Raw genomic sequence first — 17,451 nt, forward strand, 5'->3', positions numbered from 1 at the left:
TATACGGCACAGGCCGCCGCCGGGAAACCGCTCGACGGTGGCTCTTGGAGCGTAGATGCGGGAGGCCCGGGGCGGCGTTTTTTCGATTGGGCGCTAGCGCGAAGCCTGCGCCGGACGACACCCGGCGAACAGGTCCAGCTGCGGGTTGTACAGCGCGGTCTGCACCTGCAGCAGGCCGAGCATGGAATGGAACAGGTTGTCCTGGCTCAGCGGGCGCTCGCGCTGCTGCCGCAGGCAATCGACATCGACGGCGAAGCTCGCCCGGTAGTTGTCCGAGAACCAGGCCAGCATCGGCACGTGCTTCTGCTGCTGCGGCGCCAGCATGTACGGGGTGCCGTGGAGGAACAGGTTGTACTCGCCCAGCGACTCGCCGTGGTCGGACAGGTAGATCATCGCGGTGTCGACCCGGTCCTGCTTGCTGCGCAGCACATCGATCAGCGCAGCCAGCACATGGTCGGTGTACAACAGGGTGTTGTCGTAGCCATTGACGATGCTCTGCCGGTCGCACTGGTTCAGGGCATTGCTGTGGCAGACCGGGGTGAAGCGTTCGAACGCCGTCGGGTAGCGCTTGTAGTAGTCCGGGCCGTGACTGCCCATCTGGTGCAGGACCAGCACAGTGTCCTGCTTGAGGTCGTCGATGCGCGCGGCGAGGTCCTTGAGGAGGATTTCGTCATGGCACTCGCTGTCCGCGCACAGCCCGGGCTCCTTGAGGTCGCTGACGTCCTCGAGGTGCACGCGATCGCAGGTGCCCTTGCAACCGGACTGGTTGTCGCGCCAGTACACGGCAAGGCCAGCGCGCTGCAGCATGTCGAGCAGGCCCTCCTGGTTCTTCGCCCGGGCCGCGTCGTAGTCCTTGCGGGTCATGCCGGAGAACATGCAGGGCACCGACACCGCGGTTTCGGTGCCGCAGGAAGTGACATTGGCGAACGCCACCAGGCCCTGCTCCTTGCTCAGTTGCGGCGTGGTATCACGCTCGTAGCCGAGCAGGCCGAAGTTTTCCGCCCGGGCGCTCTCGCCCACCACCAGCACGGTCAGGGATTTGCGCGGATGAGCGGCCCAGGCCGGCGCCAGCGTGGCGTCCTCGCCAATCTTGCGGAAGGGTTGCGAGGCCACGCCGACTTTCTCGCGGACATAGTTCAGCGAAGCGCCGATGTAGTTGCTCGGCACCACCATCAGGCGCAGTTCGTGGTGATTGCGAAACAACGACGCCAGGCCCTGGTAATTGACCATCGCCACCGCCGCGAGCAACACCGCGCTGGCCAGACCCACCCATAACTTCTGCAATAACTCGCGGGGCCAGGAACGAAACGCGATGGGGGCCTTGAACAACAGCAACGTCGGCAATACACCGAGCAGCACTATATAGACGAACAACTTCAGGGAAAGCAGATCACGCACTTCCGTGACATTGGTTTCCACGGTATTGCGCAACATGCCGATATCGATCAATACCCCATACTGGCTCATGAAATAAGCCACACCGGCACTGACGATGAACAGCGTCGCCAGCAGCGGCTTGAGGGTTCTGCGAAAGGCCAGCAGGGTCAGCACGATATTGAACGCGCACAGCAGCAGCACGCCGAAGGCCAGGCGCAATAGCAGTGCATGGCGATCACCCTGCAGCACGCTGCCGATGTGTTGCCACAGCACGGAATTGAAACCGAGCAACAGATAGGCACTGGCAAGCAGCGTCACCCATTCCGGACGCAGCGAAGTTATTTTCGGCATGACGATTCGCTTATAAAAAGTTCCACCACTAATGTCTTTGCGACATCAGTCTGTTTGCGGGGTGGACTTTAAGCAGCCTTTCATCAATTTTCCGTGAAAAAAACGCCAACAAATACGGGTCTGAAATTAACTTTTATTTATCTGCGCGGTAAGGTTCGGCCGCCGTTCGGCAAACGGCGGCCGTGGCACTCAGCCCGGCAGGCGCACTTTCGAGTAGGAATCGCGATCGATATCGAGCATTTCCACGCACAGCTGGATATCCACCCCGGCCTGCGCCGGCACCAGGTCCTTGAGGACCTCGAGCAGATCGGCGGACAACTGGCGCTTCACCTCCGGCGAGCGACCGCTGAGCAGCGCCAGCTTCACATGGACGAAGGCCCGCTCCGCCGGCGCGATGCCGACGCGGAACACCTGATGGGCCACGGCGCGGCTCTTGATATCCACTTCGTCGCTGAACTGGCCGCTGGCGACCAGCGCGTTGTTCAGGCGCAGCAGCGCCTTGTCGGTGTCCAGACTGCGCAGGTTGGCGCTGTACTCCAGATGCAGTTGAGGCATGACGGTTACCGGTTACAGGAAAGATCCGACAGACTAACGCCAGCTTTCCAACCCGGCAAAGGCAACTATTCTGAAGGTTCATGCCCCGACCCGACTGAGGAGATCCATCTATGCCGGTCAAGCACAATCTGTACGCCGACCTGGGCGTGACTGCGGAAGCATTCGAGGCTCACAAGAAAAAGGACTCACGCCTGAGCACCCTCGAAGAGGACTACCTGCGCAAGGACAGGCAGGTCGTCGAAGCCGAGGAGAACGCCAGCGCGGATGAGGAGATCAACCGGCTACGCAAGGAGCGCCTGAAGATCAAGGACGAGATCACCGCCCATCTGCGCAAGACCTGACCCACCCGCGACGCTGGCGCGGGCAGGCACTCGCCCCGCGTCAGCGCCGCGCCTGGCGCAGCGCCTCCAGTTCCAGGTACGGCTGCCGCGCCCACGCCTCGACCCGCTCGCGCACACCCTCGGACGCTTCGTCGCGCTTGCCCTGGCTGTCGGCAACGAAGGCATCGCGCGGGTGCTTGGCGTTGCGCGTCGAGGCGCTCATGGCCAGTTCCACCTCCTCCGGGTCAAGGCCGAAGAAATCCGCCAGGTGCCCGCTCATGGCCGCGGGCAATTCGTCGTAGTTGAGCAGCAGGCTGCCTTCCGCCCGGCTGTGCTGCACGGCGGCCTCCAGGATCAGGCCCAGGCGCCGGGCAATTTCATCCTCTCGCGTACCCGGCCCCTGCTCGCCGTCCAGCCAGGCCGAACCGATCAGGCCCGGGATCATGTGCATGCCGCTCTGACGCAAGTGCGACACGGCGATCTCCAGCGGCTCGCGATACAGATACAGCCAGGGCACCTCGGGGAAGCAGTCACGCAGCAAGGCCCGCTCGCGGATGTTCCAGGCGTCCAGCTTGATCACCAGCGCCCGCTCCTGGCCGCCGCGGACCTGACCGAACGCCGAGAGCAGGCCGCGCAGGGCCGGCCTGCGCACGGCATCGGGCAGCTCGGCGCGCAACAGGGTGTCCAGCGGCGGCGGCTCGGAAAGCACCACCTGGCTCGGCAGGCGCGCAAGCATCTGGCCGAGCAGCGTCGAACCGCAGCGCGAGGCATGGTAGATGAAGGCGCTCGGCGCCACACCGGGGCTTTCGTGCTGCCACTGGGTCAAGGCCGCCAGCGGCGTCTGGCGCCGGAAGGCCTGGTTGAACGGCAGGCGCAGGACGTCGTCCACCGACTCGCGGAAAAACGGCTGGTCGAGGCGCTGCTCACCGAACCAGCACCAGTCCACCGACCATTCCCCGGCCTGCTCCCAGATGCGGATCGGCAGCCAGCCGTGCAGATTCAGACTTTCCATTGATCACTCCAGCTGCTGCGCCCCTGGCGCATGGCCGCGCGCACCTGCGCGTGGCTGAAGACGAAACCCTGTTCGGCGGCGAGGGCCAGGGTCTGTTCGATGAACGACTCGCGGTCGCTCAGGGCCTGCAATCGCGCGCAGGCCTGCGGCTGGCGTTCCAGCCAGCGGGAGAAACCGGCGAAGGCCGCGGCGAAACGGCCGATACCCGGCGCCGGGGTGGTTGCCAGGCCGTTCTCGATCGCCGCGTCCAGCCATGGGCCGGGACGACAGTCGATGACCAGGTGGACCCGCGGGCTGCTGTCGTGGTTGTTCACGCTGTGCGCCCGGTTCAGGTCGAGAAACCAGCACTCGCCGGCCTGCATCGGCACGCGCCGGCTTTCCAGCATGAAGTCCACCTGCTCCGGCGTGAGCAGCGGCACATGCAGGCGCATGTCGGCATCCGCGCCGCCGAGGTCGTAGTCGCGGTGCTCGTGGATATGGCTGTTGGGGCCGAGGCGCATCAGCCGGGCGCTGCGAATCTCCACGTCGAGCCCGCGCAGACCCTGCTGCCAGCGCGCATCGTCGCGCCAGGGCTGGCGTTGCACCGCCGGCCCCTCGCCATGGGTCAGTTCACTCGTCGCGTCGGCCGGAGAGATCAGTGCGACACCGCTCCAGTCGCCCTCGTAATAGCCGTGATTGAAATGCGCCTGCCACTGCCCCTCGTCGATCTCCGCCAGCGCCGCCAGCAACGGCACCACGTCGATCGCGACGGGCAGGCGCGAGAACGCCGGACGACGCACGCCGGCGTCCAGACAACGCGAAGAATCCATATGCCCAACTCCCAGTGGAATGCGGCCCAGTCTAGGGCGGGCAGGATTGCCGTCAAGCAAAATGCCATCACGCAGCCCACGCACTTCGTCGCAGGCCTTCGCCAGCTCCGGCTACCCTGAACCGCCATACCTGTTGTGGTCAGCGGAGCGCCTGGTGCATGCTGCGCCGGCCTTCATGTTCGCCGCCCGGCGGCCGATACACTGGTTGAGCCGGCCCACCTGGCCGCCGAACTTCACGCCCCCTTCGAAGCGATAACGTATGCAGTCCATCTACCTGAATCTCGGTTGCGCCGACCACCCACGCCAGGGCTTCTTCAATATCGACCTGGACGAAGCGGGTGCGGATTTCCAGCTTGTGCCGGGCCAGGCCCTGCCGTGGGAACGCGGGACGGTTCCGGGGATCTACAGCGCCCATCTGCTCGAACGCCTGCCGTTCAACCAGGGCATCCGCCTGCTCCACGAGTGCCGCCGGGTCCTGCAGCCGGGTGGCGTGCTGCGCCTGGTGGCGACCGACCTGCGGGCGCTGATCGACGATTACCTGAGTGACCGCGCCCACCCCGAAGCGCCTGGCATCGGGCGCAGCGAGCGCCTCAATCGGGCCCTGCGCGCGCAGGCCTGGAGCTACGACGCCGAGGAACTGACGCGGATCTGCAAGAGGATCGGCCTGGAGCCGGTGGAAGACATCGCGGCGGGCCGCAGCAGCGATGCCAGGCTGAACGACCTGGAAGACGCGGTTACGGGGCAACTGGTCCTGGAGTTCCGCAAGCCGCAGCGCCAGTTGGCCGCGGATGCCGAGCCGCTGGTCAGCATCGTCATGCCGACCTACAAGACCGAACACCTGCACCAGGCCCTGGAAAGCGCGCTGAACCAGACCTACCGCAACCTGGAAATCCTCCTCTGCGACGACTGCCCCAGCGACGCCATCGAAAACATCGCCCGCGAGTACGGCCGGTTCGACCCGCGCGTGCGCTACGTGCGCAACCCGGACGCCGGCAAGGACATCGGCCGCCTCAACCATGTGCTGTGCCTGAACGAAGCGCGCGGCGAATTCATCAAGTTCCTCAACGACGACGACCTGCTCGACGTCGAGTGCGTCGAGCGCATGGTCAAGGCCTTCAGCGACTATCCGGACATCACCCTGGTCACCTCCAAGCGCCAGCGCATCGACCAGCATGGCGCGCCGCTGGCGGATATCCCGGCGACCCAGGCACCGGTCGCGGCCGACTCGATGATCGAAGGCCTGTCCCTGGGCACCGCGCTGATGCTCTCGCAGATCAACTTCGTCGGTGAGCCGAGCACGGTGATGTTCCGCCGCGCGGACATGCTGGAGGTCACCCCGGACTTCATGTCGGTGGACGAGCAGCCGATCGCCTGGGCCTCGGACGTGGCGATCTTTCTCAACCTGGCCCTGAAGGGCAATACGGTGTACCTGATCCAGCCGCTGAGCAGCTTCCGCATCCACGGCGAACAATGCCAGGTACTCTATGGCGCCGCGGCGCAGGGCGAGTCGCGGCGCTGCTGGGGCATCATGCGTGACTTCTGGACCCGGCATGAATTCGACAAATCGCTGTGAACAGGCCACCCGGCCATGGATCGGATGAAGAAACGGATCGAGGCGATGTACAACCCATGAGCAAGCGGGAACCGATCTACGTCACCCAGCCCGCCCTGCCCGAGCTGGAAGCGTTCATCCCCTACCTGGAGGAAATCTGGGACAGCCGCATGCTGACCAACGGCGGTGGCATGCACCAGCGCCTGGAAGCGGCGCTGTGCGAGTACCTGGAGGTCGAACACCTGTCGCTGTTCTGCAACGGCACCCAGGCACTGATCACGGCCATCCAGGCCGCCGGGCTCAGTGGCGAGGTCATCACCACGCCCTACTCCTTCGTCGCCACGGCGCATTCGCTGCTGTGGAACAACCTGCGCCCGGTGTTCGTCGACATCGACCCGCACACCCTGAACCTCGACCCGGCGCGTATCGAAGCCGCGATCACCGCACAGACCACGGCGATCCTGCCGGTGCACTGCTACGGCCATCCCTGCGCCACCGCGGCGATCCGCAGCATTGCCGAGCGCCATGGCCTGAAGGTCATCTACGACGCCGCCCACGCCTTCGGCGTGCGCGACGCATCCGGCAGCCTGCTGCGCCACGGCGACATGGCGGTGCTGAGTTTCCATGCGACCAAGGTGTTCAGCACCTTCGAGGGCGGCGCCATCGTCTGCCGCGATGCGGCGACCAAGCGCCATATCGACCAGTTGAAAAACTTCGGCCTGTCCCCTGATGGCAGCACCGTCGAGTTCACCGGCAGCAACGGCAAGCTCAGCGAGGTCCATGCCGCATTCGGCCTGCTGCAGCTGCGCCATCTCGACCAGGCCCTGGACAAACGCCAGGCCATCGATCAGCGCTATCGCCAGGGCCTGGCCGGGGTCGCCGGCATCCGCTGCATCGACGGCATCGGCGAGCAACGGGCCAACCATGCCTATTTCCCGATCCTGGTCGAAGCCGATTACCCGCTGCAGCGTGATGAACTGTTCGAGCGCCTCGCCGCCCACGACATCCATGCCCGCCGCTATTTCCAGCCGCTGCTCAGCAGCCTGCCGATGTACCGCGACAGCCCCTCGGCCGCCGCCGCCAACCTGCCGGTGGCGCAGCGCGTGGCGGACCAGGTGATCTGCCTGCCGATCTATCCCAACCTGGACCATGACAGCGTCGACTTCATCATCGAACTGATCGCCGGGGCCGCTGCATGAGCGCCGTGGCGATCATGCAGCCGTACCTGTTTCCCTACATCGGCTACTGGCAACTGCTCAAGGCCACGGACTGCTTCGTGGTCTACGACGACGTGAACTACATCAACCGCGGCTGGATCAATCGCAACCGCATCCTGGTCAACGGCGAACCGGGCCTGATCACCCTGCCGCTGCTGCAGGCCTCGCAGAATCGCAAGATCGACCAGATCGACATCGCCCCCGCCGGGCAGTGGCAGGGCCGCCTGCTGCGGACCCTGGAGCTGACCTACCGCAAGGCGCCGTGTTTCGCCGAGGTGTTCCCCGTGCTGGAGCGCATCCTCAGCCATGACGAGCGCAACCTCGCGCGCTTCCTCAGCCACCAGCTGCAGACCCTGGCCCGCTTCATGGACCTGCCGACGCGGATCGTGCCGAGCAGCCGGGTCTACGCCAATGCGCACCTGGCGGCGCAGGAGCGCATCCTCGATATCTGTCGCCAGGCGCAGGCGAGCCGCTATGTGAATGCCCAGGGCGGGCGCGAACTGTACGATCCGGCGGCGTTCGCCACAGCCGGCATCGACCTGCGCTTCATCGCCATGCGCGCCCTGCCCTACCCGCAGCGCGGCAAGGGTTTCACGCCGTACCTGTCGATCGTCGATGCGCTGATGGAGGTGGGGGCCGCCGGTATCGGGGTGCATCTGGCGGCCTTCGATCTTTGCTGATCCAGTACCGCAGTCGTTACTTCGGCCGGGCCGCGAGCCAGCCTCTGAGGACATTGACGACCACCGGGGCGAAAGGTTGCAGCCTGCCCTGCTGAGGACGGCTGAGATCATCGATGAGCATTTCCAGCAAGTCGTCGTCCTCAAGAGGTGAGGACGGATCCAGACCATTTACCGTCAACAGGGTTCGCGAAAACTCCCGGCGCTTTTCCACCAGCTTCTTGTTGTTTTTCTCGTGGTCACCCAGGTTGAGCACGGCAATCGCCTCGATCGCTCTCGGCGACAGGCCTTCGACGCGCCCACTGATGGAAAAACGCAGCTCCTCTTCGCATGCGCTGATCAACGGCGAGAGCGGAAGGTCCTTGTTGCCCTTGGCGGCATCACACTGACCGGGGGTAGTACAGCTGGCAACGATGTTGTCGAAGGTCAGGCTGAGGTGGGGATGACGGTCGCGACACTGCAGATGCTCGTTCATGGTGTCGGGTCGCTCACCGGAAACTTCCGCACAACAGTAGGCGCACAGATAGAACTGCTCTGCAGCGCAGGTTGCCCGGATGGCGGAGCGCTCCGGCTGATCAAGATCCCGGTAGTGCTGGCCAGGGTGGCGTGCCTTGAAGCTCGTCAGCGCCGGCGGCTCTGCGCCCTTATCGATCTTTCTCAAAGCGCAATTCCTGCTTGCGAAGGACCAGCTTGACCTTGGCCAATTCCAGGTTGGATGAGGGCAACTGCTCGTCGAGCGCTGCGATGAGTGCTCGGGCTTTATCCAGATGTCCGCTCTGGATGGCATCCAGTGCATCATTCAGTTTCGCGCCGACTTCCGGATTGCGAATATCCGTATCCATGACATCCAGCAGGACGGTATTGGCATCCTGGCCGAACTGCGACGGCACCTTTTCCAGCTGACCATCGTTCAAGGCGTATACCAGGACGTCCGGATAATCACTGATGACCAGGGGAGAATGAGTGGTGAGGATGAACTGGCAGTTGGGGAATGTCTGCGTCAGGTTGTGAATGATCCTTCGCTGCCAGGTCGGATGCAGGTGCATATCGACTTCATCGATCAACACGATGCCCTGGCCGTGAAGAGGGTTTTCAAGGGCCGGGTTCATCATCGCCAGACGCCGGGCGATATCACCGACCAACGCCATCAGGGTTTTCTCGCCTTGGGAAAGTTGCAGGATATTCAGTGTCAGATCGTTCTTGTCGATAATCAACTGCAGGCGCGGCTTACGCTGGACACGAAGATTGGAAAAGCCGGGCATGAATTGCTCGATCGCGGAACGGACCGCTGACAGCTGAGGGTCCTTGGGGACCTTCGAGAAGTTTCGAATACCCGTCATCACCTCGCGCAGCTTGGAAAACTCTTTATTCAGCGCTTTGAAATCCAGAGGTTCTATATCCTCGATGGACTGCTCGCTCAAGGCATGCACGAGTTTGTCCAAGCGCTCAAACTCATCGCGTTTGCTATCACTTTTGAATGCTTTGCTACTCAATTCATTTTCATGATCTTCACGATCCCTGAACCACTCGAAGAACTTCGTGAAGTTTACCGACGGGGTCAAAAAATCCTCATACCCGACCAATTGATAGAAAGCATTTCTCTTGTTGACCTTCAACGGCACTTCCAGCACCGAGCGCTCAACCGGGTAATACGCCACGAGCGGAAGACTGCAGTTGCCAATGAGGGTCAGCTGGGAGCGATAGTGCTCCGCCAGGTCCGAAGCATCGATCAACACGGAAGAATGCTGACCTTTCATACCTTGACGGACTCGCGCCACGGTCCAGCGAAACGGCTCATGCCCTACCTCAGCGTTGTCGACACTGATGTCGATTGCCGCCGACGGCGCGCGCTCACGAATCGAATGGTCGGAGATTGGCGTACCACTGCCCTTTTCCGCACGCAGTCGACCGACAAACCAGCTCAGAGAAGTGGCCAGCGCCTTGAGGATGGACGTCTTGCCGGCACCGTTGTTGCCAACCAGGACGATGACCTTGGCAGGATCGGTTTCGTTCTCCATGAACGAAGCCTCGAGGTGTTCGAACCGTCCGAAGTTATGTAGCTGAAACGCTCTGATCTGCATGCTTGATTTCCGGAATAGCCCTGCTTCCAGGGAATACCCAGGGCCCTGAAAATTGCCCGAGCATAGCATGAGGTCACCCGGGAATCAGGGCGCGGGCCCTGATTCCGCCTCAGGCCGTACAGACCACGTACACGCTGGCGGTCAGATCCGGGTACTTCATGCCCAGCTTGTAGCAGCCATCGAAGAACGCCTGGTCGATGATGCCGGCGCGGTATGCCGCATCGAACTGGAAGTTGGCCAGCGGCTTGAACAGGATGCCGCCGCGCTGCTCGACCTGGAACCCCGCCTGCAGGGCTTCGTGTTCCAGGGTATCGAGGCTGTAGGTGCAACGGTGGCCATGCTTGCGCTCGCCCTCGGTGACCGCCGCGTTGAAGTCGATCAGGCCCATGCCCACGGCGATCTGCCGCGACGCCGCATTGGCGTTGGGCACCACGATGAACAGGCGACCGCCCGGGCTCAGCCATTCGCGCACCTTCTTCAGCACCGGCTGCGGCTCGCTGAGGTGTTCGAGGGTGTGGATCAGGAAAATATTGTCGAAGCGCTGTTCCAGCTCGACGTCCTCGAACTGGCCAAGGATGAATGTGGCTTTTTCCTCGACATTCCTGCGGGCGATCTCGATCAGGTCCGAAGCCCCCTCGATCACCGTCACATCGGCGAACGCCTGCAGCAGCTTGCGGGTGAATTCACCGTGATAGCAGCCCATTTCCAGGGCGTTGCCGGGACGGAAATACCCGGCCAGCGCCTTGATCATGTAATCGCGGTGGATGTAGTCGAAGTCGTAGGCGTACAGGCGGTTTTCCGTGTCCTGGTACTCGGTGTTGAGGTCGCGTGACATGCTCAGCCCTGATTGGAGTGGTACATGCGACGGGCCGGCGGCTGGTACCACTCGTCGAGGGTGGCGGGCACCCGCGCGTTGTAGCCGAGTACCTGTCGCAGGGATTCGTCGAATTGCGCGCCGCGGTCATAGCCCAGCGCCCGTGGGTAATCGAACTGCTGCTTGACGAATGGCTTGCAGAACATCGGTGTCACCGAGCGGCGCACCTGGTCGGTGATGTTGCTGCCCCCCGCGTGCCAGACGTTGGAGTTGAACATCAGGATGCTCCCCGCCGGGGCGATGGCCTGCTCGGCGTGGGCCCTGAAGTACTCGTCGTCGGGCTTGGCCTCGGCCTTGTGCGAGCCGGACAGCATCCAGGTCGCGCCGTTGTCGGCGGTGAAGTCGTCGAGCATCACCAGGGTGTTGAGCAGCAGCGCGGTGTCCCCGGAGTAGGAACGGATATCCCGGTGCACGCGCTGCGCGTAGGACTGGCTGGCACGGGTGTTGATCGCACCGCCGAAGGAATTGAGGATGAATTTTCCGCCGAAGTAGCGCTCGATGAGCGGGTGGATCGGGTAGGCCGCAAGGCAATCGAGAAAGCTGTCGAACTGGCCGATCAGGTGGTGCACCGTGTAGCTGGTGTCCTGGTCGATGCCGTTCTTGATCTGGTAATCGCGACAGATGGCATAGGCCTTGTGGATGTCCTCGCGCATCTGTTCGACGATGGCCATGGGAATAGCGCTCTCGAAAATGACCCAGCCCTGCTCCTCCATGCGGGCGTCGAATTCCTCGATAGAAATCATGAACAGTCCTTACCTGATGGTGACGATGCACTTGGAAGGGTACAGCTCGCATTTCTCCAGGGTGTATTCGTGGGCCTGGAACACTTCCTTGAACGCCAGCGCCTCACCCGGCGACTCGGCCCAGGTCAGTTCGTCCATCAGCAGCACGCTGCCGCTGACCAGGTGCGGCCTGATCGCCTGCAGCGCGGCCAGGGTCGGCTCGTACAGGCCCATGTCGAAATAGGCGAAGGCGACGATGGCCGAGGCGTTGTCCTGGAAGTACTGCGGTGCGGTCTGGCACACGTCACCAGCCACCAACTGGTGGATGCCGCGCTTGTGCCCGAGGACGTTGTTGCCCTCGTGCACCTGCAGCAGCGCTTCGAGGTAGTCCTTGTAGCTGGCCTTGGTCGAGTAGGAGTTTTCCACCCACACACCGCTTTCCTTGCGGTCCTTCTCGCCCGGCGCGGAATACCCTTCGAAGGTGTCGAAACCGACGATCCGCCGTTGCTTGTTGAACGGCTCGTGGATGGAGCGCAGGTTCTCCAGCAGGACCAGGTTATGGCCATACCAGGTGCCGAACTCGCAGATCATCCCGGGGATGTGCTTGAAGCGCTTGTACAGGTCGCTGAGGACGATGAACTTCACCAGCACCGAACTGCGGGTGTACAGGCCGATGTTGAACAGCAGGTCGTCGTCCGACAGCGGGCTGTTCAGGTACAGGTCGCGCAGCTTGTCACGGAACGCGAACTGCTGCTCCGAGGCCGTGGATTCGAGTTTGTAGATGTCGTCTTGAAGCTGTTCGTTACTCATCGTCACTCCACTGGGCCAGGCCGAATCCGCTGCTGCCGAAACGGTTGCCGTTGTACAGCATGTAGGTGTGGCCACCGTTCTCGAAGATGAACGGGTAGCAGGTCATCAGGGAATCCCAGCCTTCGCTGGAAGGCGGAATGCCATCGTCGTCATGCCGGGTCCAGGTGCGCCCGTCCAGCGACTCGGCGTAGCGGATCCGGTAGGAGCCGGCACCGTTGCGGTAATCCTCGGAGGCCCGGGAGCAGAACCACATCCTGAACAGACCGCCCTGCTTGATCACGCAGGGGCGCGAGAACGCCTCGGTTTCGAAGCGCGATTCCAGGCACTGCTCGGGGAAGCGGGTCCATTCGAAGCCGTCCCGCGACTCGGCGTACTTGATCACGTAGAGCGGCTCGTACTTGCCGTTCACGTCCAGCCAGCGGGTGCCGGAGACGTACCACATCTTCCACAGGCCATCATCGAACAGCACCGTGGGGGTCACCGCCAGGTACGGCTCGGTGGCGGTGCGGTCCATGATCGGGCCTTCGAACAGCTTTTCGAAGTGCAGGCCGTCGTCATCGGAGACGGCCACGCCCATGGCGTTGTGGTAGGGCACGGTCAGGCGCTGGTTCCAGCCGCTGTAGTAGAGGTAGGTTCGCCCGTCGCGCTGCACCGCGTAGCTGGGCATCACGCCTTCGTCGTCGAAGGTGCCGGGAACGCCGAAGCCCTGGCACGGCTCGCGGTGGCGGGCCACCACCTTGCGCGGGTCCTGGCGGTCCAGGTCGACCGCGTAGGTCAGGCTCTTGCCCGCGGCATTGCGGGTGGAAATGAATACCCGGACCACATCGTCCAGCACCAGGGCCGTGGGCACCTGGGCGTGGGAGCCGACCCAGTCGCTGTCGGGGTCGAAGATTCTGCCAAGTTTTATCCAGGCCATGTTCTACCTAAAAATCCAGGTCCTGGCTGCTCTTCACCGCGCGCGCGGGTGCGCCGATGTACAGCTGCCAGGGTTGGGTGTCTTTGGAAATCAGTGCGCCCATCGCCACGCAGGTGCCTTCGGCGATGGTGCAGTCATTGGTGATGGTGGCGTTGACCCCGACCCAGGCGTAGGGCTCGACCAGGCAGTGCCCGGAAAGCACTACGTGGGAGGTGAAGAACACATGGTCGCGGATCTCGCCGTGATGGCCGATATGGTTGCCACTCCACAACACCACATTGTTGCCGATGGTGGTGAACGGCTGCAGGGTGTTGTCTTCGAGAATGAAGCAGTTCTCGCCGATCACGTTGTCGTTCACCGTGGCGTTGGGGCTGACATAGGAGATGAAGTCGTAGCCCTTTTCCTTGCCCTGCAGGTACACCGACTCACGCAGGCGGTTCATCTTGCGTCCGGTCATCGGCGCGAAGAGTTTGTATTCGGTATTCGGGAAGTAGTCGTGCAAGGTCTCGAACGGCACCACCGGCAAGCCTTCGAACAGTTTCGATTCGGGGATATAGCGCGCGTGCACGGTAAACCCGACGACCTGCACGGAAGGGTCTTTTTTCAGGTAGTAATGCGCCAGTTGCGCGGTATCCAGCACTCCGAAAATGACAACTTTGTGCATCGCGAATATCCAGGACATTGAAAGGTGAGTCAGGTCAAACCGACGTGAAACAGGCGCTGTGTATACTGCCGCCCACGATAGCACTGTCGCTGGCGTAACGAAAAAGGACACCGCGCCGATGGGAAAGCTTCTTGATCGAAATCAAATCCGCTCCTACCAGGACAACGGTTATCTGGTGGTCGAAGATATCTTCGATCCACGGCACCTCGATGAAACCCTCGAACACTTCAATCTTTCCTTCGCCCAGCAACTCGATCGGCTGAATCTGCCAGTCGCCAGCGGCCCGCTTCTGCACGCGCTGCACGCCAACATGGCCAGCCTGCTCGGAGCCAGCATCCCGCTGTACCTCGCCACCCTGCGCATGTGCTCGAAGCTCTACGGCGTCTATCGCCTGATGAGCACCGAACGCCTGCGCGAGGCCTGCGCCGACCTGGGCATCGCCACCCCGCTGTTCCAGACCACGCCCGTGCTGCACCTGATGTCGCAACGCCTGGTGATTCCGGGCGGTTACCAGGGCTTCGACGTGCATCAGGACTGGACCTCGGTGCAGGGCAGCCTGGACACCATCACTACCTGGATTCCGTTCATGGACATCGATCCACGCCTGTTCACCATGGAGGTGATCCCCGGCAGTCATCTGCTCGGCCTGCTCAGCGGCAACCAGGAGCAGCATGTGCTGCGGGTCGACCAGAAGCACTTCAGCGAAGACGCCTTCGTCCCTGTCTGTGTCGGCAAGGGTGGCGTTTGCTTGATGTCGAACTTCACCATTCATCGTTCTTCGCGCGAAGGCGACGAGCGCCTGCGTATTTCCATCAGCGGCCGCTACGAGAATGCCAGCGAGCCGACCTTCATCGAGCGCGAGTATCCCTTTACCCAGCACAAGTCGCTGCAACGCGGCTTCATCACCGAGAACTTCCCCAGCGTGGCGCAGGTCCGTCACACCTATTGCCGAGAAGACGAACAATGAGCGATGGCAATCCATTTCCCGCGCTGATCGAGTATTTCGCCGCCAAGCGAGCGCTGTTCCAGCAGGACAAGAACCACCTGAGCAGCATCGCCCTGGGCTCGTCCCATGGCGACTTCGCCTTCGACCCCGCGTACTGCCCGGGTTCGTTCAACCTGTGCAGCCGCTCCCAGGACTTTCGCCATTCCCTGGCGCTGTACCAGTACGCCGCGGGCCAGGCGCCGAACCTGGATACGCTCATCGTGTTCTATTCGCTGTTCTCGCCGGGCAACGTGCTGGAGCAGTCGCCGAGCGAGAAAATCCTGGCACCGTTGATGAACGAGGTCTTCAAGCTCGGCCTGAGCTATGACGACCCGTTGCTGGCACAGATCGCCGGGCAACTGGCGGGCAGGCTGGAGACGGTCGGCGATACGCTGGGCGGCACATCGGGCTACCTGCCCGAACGGGTGGAAAGCTTCATGCCGGCCGGCTGCGACGTGCACCAACGGGTCGCCGATCACCTGCGGCTCAACAACCGCGAAGAGGGCAACCAGTACCTGGCGCAACTGCTGCTGTTGGCAGCCGAGCGCAAGCACCGGGTACTGATGGTCATTCCGCCGGTGCACCCCGAATACCAGGCCGTTGCCGGCACCGACTCGGCCTATCTGTTCCGTGGCGTCCACGAACTCAGAATGTTGATGGGCACCCTCGCCCCCGACTTCGCCATGGAGATTCTCGACCTCTACGCCGACCCGGATTTCCAGCCCGGGCACTTCGGCGACTTCGACCACATGGTGCCTCGCGGCGAGGGAACCCGCCTGTTGTCGAGCAAGGTCGCCGTGGCGCTCGCAGCGTTTTGATCGAGGGGCTGATCGCCCGGGTGAACCTGGACGATCATGCCCGGTGATTTTCGCTTGACGCTGGCCAAGGACATGGCCTGAATCACGCCACTCTTTCAGGGATGACGAGCAGCCCCATGTTCAAGCACGCGCAACTGGAATCGGTGAAAGCCTGGATCCGCGACCCGGCCCATGGGGCTCTCACCCTGCCGCTGCGCATCCAGCGCGGCATCCGCCAACTGATCCTCGATGGCACGCTGCTGCCGGGCAAACCCCTGCCCGCCTCGCGCCCGCTGGCGAAATCACTGGGGGTGTCGCGAGACACCGTGGAAGCCGCCTACACCCAACTGCACGCCGAAGGCTTCATCGAGCGGCGGGTCGGCAGCGGCAGTTGCGTGTCGCAACGGGCCCGGCCGCCAGCGGCAGGAAAACCCCAGCGCACGAAACCGGACGCCGAACACCCCGAGCTGAGTCGCCGTGGCGCGATGCTGTGCCAGGACGGCGGCGTGCGCAATTTCCACTACCCCCGTCCCTTCGCCCCGGGTGTCGCCGAGACGAGGAATTTCCCCCTGCATCTGTGGGAAAAACTCGAACGCCAGGTGATCAGGGAACAGGGCACCCGCGCCCTGCTGCACAGTGCCCCGCAGGGCATGGAAACACTGCGCAGCGCGATCGCCGATTACCTCAACCTCGAACGTGGCGCTCGGGCATCCGCCGATCGCCTGCTGATCCTGACCAGTTCCCAGCAGGCCTTCAGCCTGTGCGCCAACGTGCTGATGGATCAGGGCCAGCGGGTCTTCGTCGAAGAGCCGATGTATCACGGCGCAAGAAAGGCCCTGCTCGCGGCGAGCCTGGAGTGCGTGCCGGTCGCCGTGGACCGGGACGGCATGCGCATGGATGGCCTGGCCGAACGGGCGCCGGATGCGCGGGCGCTCTTTCTCACGCCGTCGCACCAGTACCCCAGCGGCGCGACCCTGTCGCTCGACCGGCGCCTGGCCGCCATCGAATGGGCCAGGGCGCAGCGGGCGTGGATCGTCGAGGACGACTACGACAGCGAATTTCACTACGAGGGCCGCCCCACCGCTTGCGTGCAGGGACTCGATGGGCATCAGCGGACGGTCTATATCGGCACCTTCACCAAATCCATGTTCCCCGGCCTGCGCATCGGCTACATGGTCCTGCCGGCCGGGCTGGTCGCACCGATGACTGCGGCGCGGACCCTGCAGGACGGGTATACCGCCTCCTTGTCGCAGCTGACCCTGGCCAGGTTCATCGAAAGCGGCCATCTGAGCGCCCATGTGCGAACCCAGCGCGCGCTCTACGCCGAGCGGCGCGATGTGCTGGCCGAGCTGGTGCGCAGGCACCTGGCCGATTTTCTCGTGCCGCTGGTCCCGGCGGGCGGCATGCAGTTGCCCTGCCTGTTCACCCGTCCGCTGGATGAACAGACCGTGGTGAAGGCCGCCCGGGCGCAGGGGGTGGACCTGCTCGGCCTGGGCAGCCTGTATGCCGAACCGCGCCGTGACCAGGGCTTCCTGATGGGCTTCGCCGCCCATGCGCCGGCCGAGCTGAACGCCGCGGTGATGAAACTGAAAAGGCTGCTGCAGGAAATGGTCTGCTCATCCTGAAAAAAGTGGCGGGGAAATCCAGGCCATTCGCCGGCTATAAAAGCCGTCCCGAGCAGGTGCCGGCAGCGGCAACCCGGCTTGGTTCCACCCGTCAGAAAAGGATGCTT

Annotated in this window: 18 protein-coding genes; 7 read left to right on the top strand and 11 right to left on the bottom strand. The window is 63.2% G+C overall.

What is annotated here, in order from left to right:
• Positions 1 to 93: 93 nt before the first annotated feature.
• Complete coding sequence (locus RTI28_RS12540) at positions 94 to 1,728, bottom strand: phosphoethanolamine--lipid A transferase (RefSeq protein ID WP_316920746.1); 1,635 nt, start codon at positions 1,726 to 1,728, stop codon at positions 94 to 96.
• A 189-nt stretch (positions 1,729 to 1,917) separates the two neighbouring features.
• Complete coding sequence (locus RTI28_RS12545; protein WP_316920747.1) at positions 1,918 to 2,283, bottom strand: 5-carboxymethyl-2-hydroxymuconate Delta-isomerase; 366 nt, start codon at positions 2,281 to 2,283, stop codon at positions 1,918 to 1,920.
• A 110-nt stretch (positions 2,284 to 2,393) separates the two neighbouring features.
• Here RTI28_RS12545 and RTI28_RS12550 point away from each other — a divergent pair, with 110 nt between their 5' ends.
• Complete coding sequence (locus tag RTI28_RS12550; protein WP_316920748.1) at positions 2,394 to 2,624, top strand: YdcH family protein; 231 nt, start codon at positions 2,394 to 2,396, stop codon at positions 2,622 to 2,624.
• A gap of 40 nt (positions 2,625 to 2,664) precedes the next feature.
• Here RTI28_RS12550 and RTI28_RS12555 read toward each other — a convergent pair whose 3' ends face one another.
• Both RTI28_RS12555 and RTI28_RS12560 read right to left on the bottom strand, forming a co-directional pair.
• Positions 2,665 to 3,615, bottom strand: a complete 951-nt coding sequence (locus RTI28_RS12555) for a sulfotransferase family protein (protein WP_316920749.1) — start codon at positions 3,613 to 3,615, stop codon at positions 2,665 to 2,667.
• Positions 3,603 to 4,394 (bottom strand): aspartyl/asparaginyl beta-hydroxylase domain-containing protein, encoded by a 792-nt coding sequence (locus RTI28_RS12560; protein WP_316920875.1) that lies wholly within the window; start codon positions 4,392 to 4,394, stop codon positions 3,603 to 3,605. Before RTI28_RS12560 ends, RTI28_RS12555 begins: the two co-directional genes overlap by 13 nt.
• A gap of 289 nt (positions 4,395 to 4,683) precedes the next feature.
• Here RTI28_RS12560 and RTI28_RS12565 point away from each other — a divergent pair, with 289 nt between their 5' ends.
• The 3 genes from RTI28_RS12565 to RTI28_RS12575 are packed head-to-tail and all read left to right on the top strand — an operon-like array spanning position 4,684 to position 7,873.
• On the top strand, positions 4,684 to 5,997 hold the full coding sequence (locus RTI28_RS12565) for a glycosyltransferase (RefSeq protein ID WP_316920750.1): 1,314 nt from the start codon (positions 4,684 to 4,686) through the stop codon (positions 5,995 to 5,997).
• Positions 5,998 to 6,053: 56 nt separating this feature from the next.
• The gene (locus RTI28_RS12570) at positions 6,054 to 7,175 is read left to right on the top strand and encodes a DegT/DnrJ/EryC1/StrS family aminotransferase (RefSeq protein WP_316920751.1); all 1,122 of its coding nucleotides are present in this window, start codon (positions 6,054 to 6,056) and stop codon (positions 7,173 to 7,175) included.
• Entirely contained in the window at positions 7,172 to 7,873 is a 702-nt protein-coding gene (locus tag RTI28_RS12575; RefSeq protein ID WP_316920752.1) for a WbqC family protein, read from the top strand. The genes RTI28_RS12570 and RTI28_RS12575 overlap by 4 nt, the downstream gene beginning before the upstream one ends.
• A 16-nt stretch (positions 7,874 to 7,889) precedes the next feature.
• Here the strand turns inward: RTI28_RS12575 and RTI28_RS12580 are convergent, their stop codons facing one another.
• The 7 genes from RTI28_RS12580 to RTI28_RS12610 all read right to left on the bottom strand — a co-directional run bounded on the left by RTI28_RS12580 (position 7,890) and on the right by RTI28_RS12610 (position 13,937).
• Positions 7,890 to 8,531 (bottom strand): TIGR02646 family protein, encoded by a 642-nt coding sequence (locus RTI28_RS12580; protein WP_316920753.1) that lies wholly within the window; start codon positions 8,529 to 8,531, stop codon positions 7,890 to 7,892.
• Positions 8,515 to 9,951 (bottom strand): AAA family ATPase, encoded by a 1,437-nt coding sequence (locus RTI28_RS12585; protein WP_316920754.1) that lies wholly within the window; start codon positions 9,949 to 9,951, stop codon positions 8,515 to 8,517. Before RTI28_RS12585 ends, RTI28_RS12580 begins: the two co-directional genes overlap by 17 nt.
• A 109-nt stretch (positions 9,952 to 10,060) precedes the next feature.
• On the bottom strand, positions 10,061 to 10,786 hold the full coding sequence (locus RTI28_RS12590; RefSeq protein ID WP_316920755.1) for a class I SAM-dependent methyltransferase: 726 nt from the start codon (positions 10,784 to 10,786) through the stop codon (positions 10,061 to 10,063).
• A 2-nt stretch (positions 10,787 to 10,788) separates the two neighbouring features.
• Entirely contained in the window at positions 10,789 to 11,568 is a 780-nt protein-coding gene (locus RTI28_RS12595) for a phytanoyl-CoA dioxygenase family protein (RefSeq protein WP_316920756.1), read from the bottom strand.
• A 9-nt stretch (positions 11,569 to 11,577) separates the two neighbouring features.
• Positions 11,578 to 12,357: a class I SAM-dependent methyltransferase gene (locus RTI28_RS12600; protein WP_316920757.1), complete on the bottom strand. Its 780-nt coding sequence runs from the start codon at positions 12,355 to 12,357 to the stop codon at positions 11,578 to 11,580.
• Positions 12,350 to 13,273 (bottom strand): hypothetical protein, encoded by a 924-nt coding sequence (locus tag RTI28_RS12605; protein WP_316920758.1) that lies wholly within the window; start codon positions 13,271 to 13,273, stop codon positions 12,350 to 12,352. Before RTI28_RS12605 ends, RTI28_RS12600 begins: the two co-directional genes overlap by 8 nt.
• 7 nt (positions 13,274 to 13,280) lie before the next feature.
• Positions 13,281 to 13,937, bottom strand: a complete 657-nt coding sequence (locus RTI28_RS12610; RefSeq protein WP_316920759.1) for an acetyltransferase — start codon at positions 13,935 to 13,937, stop codon at positions 13,281 to 13,283.
• Positions 13,938 to 14,055: 118 nt separating this feature from the next.
• On the opposite strand from RTI28_RS12610, the gene RTI28_RS12615 reads away from it, so the two are divergent.
• From RTI28_RS12615 to RTI28_RS12625, 3 genes are all read left to right on the top strand, one after another.
• A complete protein-coding gene (locus RTI28_RS12615; protein ID WP_316920760.1) occupies positions 14,056 to 14,904 on the top strand; it encodes a phytanoyl-CoA dioxygenase family protein in 849 nt (282 codons plus the stop codon).
• On the top strand, positions 14,901 to 15,740 hold the full coding sequence (locus RTI28_RS12620) for a hypothetical protein (protein WP_316920761.1): 840 nt from the start codon (positions 14,901 to 14,903) through the stop codon (positions 15,738 to 15,740). Before RTI28_RS12615 ends, RTI28_RS12620 begins: the two co-directional genes overlap by 4 nt.
• A gap of 116 nt (positions 15,741 to 15,856) precedes the next feature.
• Positions 15,857 to 17,344 (top strand): PLP-dependent aminotransferase family protein, encoded by a 1,488-nt coding sequence (locus RTI28_RS12625; RefSeq protein ID WP_316920762.1) that lies wholly within the window; start codon positions 15,857 to 15,859, stop codon positions 17,342 to 17,344.
• Positions 17,345 to 17,451 lie beyond the last annotated feature (107 nt).

Source organism: Pseudomonas sp. zfem002 (assembly GCF_032621685.1).
GTDB classification, from domain to species: domain Bacteria; phylum Pseudomonadota; class Gammaproteobacteria; order Pseudomonadales; family Pseudomonadaceae; genus Aquipseudomonas; species Aquipseudomonas japonica.

Bases quoted from the DNA above. Each gene is read 5' to 3' on its own strand.
- RTI28_RS12540 (WP_316920746.1), bottom strand. From the start codon at position 1,728: ATGCCGAAAATAACTTCGCTGCGTCCGGAATGGGTGACGCTGCTTGCC.
- RTI28_RS12545 (WP_316920747.1), bottom strand. From the start codon at position 2,283: ATGCCTCAACTGCATCTGGAGTACAGCGCCAACCTGCGCAGTCTGGAC.
- RTI28_RS12550 (WP_316920748.1), top strand. From the start codon at position 2,394: ATGCCGGTCAAGCACAATCTGTACGCCGACCTGGGCGTGACTGCGGAA.
- RTI28_RS12555 (WP_316920749.1), bottom strand. From the start codon at position 3,615: ATGGAAAGTCTGAATCTGCACGGCTGGCTGCCGATCCGCATCTGGGAG.
- RTI28_RS12565 (WP_316920750.1), top strand. From the start codon at position 4,684: ATGCAGTCCATCTACCTGAATCTCGGTTGCGCCGACCACCCACGCCAG.
- RTI28_RS12570 (WP_316920751.1), top strand. From the start codon at position 6,054: ATGAGCAAGCGGGAACCGATCTACGTCACCCAGCCCGCCCTGCCCGAG.
- RTI28_RS12575 (WP_316920752.1), top strand. From the start codon at position 7,172: ATGAGCGCCGTGGCGATCATGCAGCCGTACCTGTTTCCCTACATCGGC.
- RTI28_RS12585 (WP_316920754.1), bottom strand. From the start codon at position 9,951: ATGCAGATCAGAGCGTTTCAGCTACATAACTTCGGACGGTTCGAACAC.
- RTI28_RS12590 (WP_316920755.1), bottom strand. From the start codon at position 10,786: ATGTCACGCGACCTCAACACCGAGTACCAGGACACGGAAAACCGCCTG.
- RTI28_RS12595 (WP_316920756.1), bottom strand. From the start codon at position 11,568: ATGATTTCTATCGAGGAATTCGACGCCCGCATGGAGGAGCAGGGCTGG.
- RTI28_RS12600 (WP_316920757.1), bottom strand. From the start codon at position 12,357: ATGAGTAACGAACAGCTTCAAGACGACATCTACAAACTCGAATCCACG.
- RTI28_RS12605 (WP_316920758.1), bottom strand. From the start codon at position 13,273: ATGGCCTGGATAAAACTTGGCAGAATCTTCGACCCCGACAGCGACTGG.
- RTI28_RS12610 (WP_316920759.1), bottom strand. From the start codon at position 13,937: ATGCACAAAGTTGTCATTTTCGGAGTGCTGGATACCGCGCAACTGGCG.
- RTI28_RS12615 (WP_316920760.1), top strand. From the start codon at position 14,056: ATGGGAAAGCTTCTTGATCGAAATCAAATCCGCTCCTACCAGGACAAC.
- RTI28_RS12620 (WP_316920761.1), top strand. From the start codon at position 14,901: ATGAGCGATGGCAATCCATTTCCCGCGCTGATCGAGTATTTCGCCGCC.
- RTI28_RS12625 (WP_316920762.1), top strand. From the start codon at position 15,857: ATGTTCAAGCACGCGCAACTGGAATCGGTGAAAGCCTGGATCCGCGAC.